The sequence below is a fragment of the uncultured Dialister sp. genome, assembly GCF_900541605.1.
Classification (GTDB): domain Bacteria; phylum Bacillota; class Negativicutes; order Veillonellales; family Dialisteraceae; genus Dialister.
The window spans coordinates 1-2546 of record NZ_UQKJ01000194.1; the positions used below are offsets into that span (position 1 = coordinate 1).

General features: G+C 50.5%; 2 protein-coding genes. Both read left to right on the forward strand.

Annotated elements, in window-relative coordinates; translation table 11 throughout:
• The first annotated feature begins 247 nt into the window (after positions 1-247).
• Positions 248-1669 carry an aldehyde dehydrogenase family protein gene (locus QZR21_RS08955; protein ID WP_296098640.1) on the forward strand — a complete coding sequence of 474 codons (1422 nt, stop codon included), beginning with the start codon at positions 248-250 and terminating at the stop codon, positions 1667-1669.
• A gap of 157 nt (positions 1670-1826) precedes the next feature.
• Complete coding sequence (locus QZR21_RS08960; RefSeq protein ID WP_296098637.1) at positions 1827-2414, forward strand: DUF2939 domain-containing protein; 588 nt, start codon at positions 1827-1829, stop codon at positions 2412-2414.
• The last annotated feature ends 132 nt before the right edge of the window (positions 2415-2546 follow it).

Genomic DNA, 2546 nt, shown 5'->3' on the forward strand with positions numbered 1-2546 from the left:
ACCCGGTCGGGCCAGCGAAGCGGCGCCCGACCCACAACCCTTATGCCCCATCCATACGGGCAGCCTGTCGGCCAGCCACCCATCACCAACAGCTCGACAAACCGCAATGGTCCTATGCATTGTATATTTCCATGACCGCGGTATAATAGAAAAAGAAATACAAAAATTCATGATACTGTCCAATGAGGGAAAATAGCGGCTTCACCTGTTATTTCCCTTTTTCTCTTTTCAAAAGGAGGTCTTCTTTGTGAATTTTGAGAAACTGTATATTGATGGACAATGGGTGGATGGAGCATCAGGAAAATTCATTGATGTCGAAAACCCGGCCACCCGTCAGATTTTTGCCCGCGTTCCTGCAGGCAACGGGGAAGATGTAGATAAAGCGGCCAAAGCAGCCCATGCTGCCCTTCCTGAATGGTCAGCCCTTCCGCTCTCCGTGCGAATCAATCTGATGGAGAAATTCCTGTCCATCTTCAAATCCCAGGAAGATGAACTGATCGATATCACCATCAAAGAACTGGGTTCCCCCTGGGCTTTCACCAAGTCCTCCCAGGTGGAATACCAGTACGTTCGTACCCGTTCCTATATCGACCTGGCACCAGACGTTCCTATGGTTGAGAAAATGCCTCTTTCCACGACCTATAGAGAGCCGGTAGGCGTTGTAGGCTGCATCACTCCCTGGAACTATCCCTTAGGACAGGTGATCCAGAAAATCATTCCCGCCATGCTTATGGGCAATACGGTCATCCTGAAACCCAGCCAGCATACGCCGCTTTCCTCCTACTATCTGGCTGACGCTTTTGAAAAAGCCGGTTTCCCCAAGGGCGTATTCAACCTGGTCACCGGCAGAGGCGGCGAGGTGGGCAACGCCCTTTCCTCCCATCCCCTGGTCGATATGATTTCCTTCACCGGCTCCACCTCCGGCGGTATTACCGTTGGCAAGAATGCCCTGGAATCAGTGAAACATATCAGCCTGGAACTGGGCGGCAAATCCCCCTATGTAATCCTTCCTTCTGAAAGCCACGATTATACAGAACCGATTCACCTCTGCTTCAACAGTATCTTCCTGAACTCCGGGCAGACCTGCACCGCCTTTTCCCGTCTCATTATTCCGGCAGGAGAAAAGGAAACCATCGAAAAGCAGCTGGTGGAAATTGCCAAAGAATATACGGTCGGTGACCCCACAGATCACGCCGTGAAACTGGGACCTGTGTCCTCCATGCAGCAGTTCAGGAAAATTTCCGAATATATCCAAAAGGGCATGGATGAAGGAGCCCACCTTCTTATCGGCGGTCTTCCGGAATCGCCGGACCATGGTTACTACATCCATCCCACCATCTTCACGGACGTAAAAAATAGCATGTCCATTGCACAGGATGAAATCTTTGGACCCGTACTTTGCGTCATCACGTACAAAGACGAAAAAGAAGCCCTCGCTATCGCCAACGACACCCGTTACGGTCTCAATGCCGGTGTCTACGGCCCCAAGGATAAAGCCATCGCCCTGGCCAAACGGATCCAGGCAGGCAACGTGTACATCAACAGCAGCCCAAGAGATACGGCAGCTCCTTTCGGCGGCTACAAGGAAAGCGGCCTCGGCCGGGAGGGCGGCATTTACGGTATGATTGAATTCACCCAGCAGAAAGCCCTCTTCGATACGGGAAAATAAAAATCAGTAAAGAAAAAAGGAAGCATGGTACTATTGCCCATGCTTCCTTTTTCTTTCGTTTTTCCGCTATAATGAAGGAAATGCAGCTGCATGTCCAGCTCCAATACTTCCCTGACAGTCCTTGTGCCAGGGCATCCAATGTAAAAGGAGATTATCCATGAAAAATTCCCTCATAAAGAAAATAGCCATTATCCTCCTCGCTGCCGCTGCTGCCATTGGCAGCTGGTATGTTTTCTACTGGTCAAAGACCCCGGCCTACGCAGCCGGGGAAATCCAGCAGGCCCTCAAGAAAAAGGACCTCCAGCTCTTTAAAGAACGGGTCGATCTGGAAAAGGTCTATTCTGCTGCCGTTGATGATACCGCTTCTTACCTTGCCTCCGATGGAAAACCGGACCATGCCCTTGCGGCTTCGGTTCTCAAAATGTTAAAAAAACAGGCCGTAGATGAACTGATCCGGCAGACAGAGCTGAAATTCCAAGGCCAGGGAGATACCGGCTCTTCCGGAAAAGCCGGAAAAATCATGTCTGCATCTCTTGGTTCCGCCGCCCTGTCCATGACGGACATGCTGGATATCAAAGAAGAGGGCCCAAAAGCAATTGCCAATGTCAGAATCCACGACAAGAAGCTGGACAGGGACTTCATCTGGCAGGTGCAGCTGGAAAAGGATGTCAATGGAAACTGGACTGCCACCAGAATACTGAATCTGAAAGATTACCTGAAAGAGCGGGAAGAGCCCGTCAAGTAAGGCTGCGATATTTCAGTTTGTCGAGCCGTTGGTATTCGGTGTTGACGGGTAGAGTCACTCGCACGGGGCTGTTAGCTTCTAGGGAAACGCTGATTAAATGGGCTTTTTACAAGCGCTAATTATTCACAGCCA

Excerpts from the sequence above, each read along its gene's own strand:
- QZR21_RS08960 (WP_296098637.1), top strand. The coding sequence starts at position 1,827 with ATGAAAAATTCCCTCATAAAGAAAATAGCCATTATCCTCCTCGCTGCC.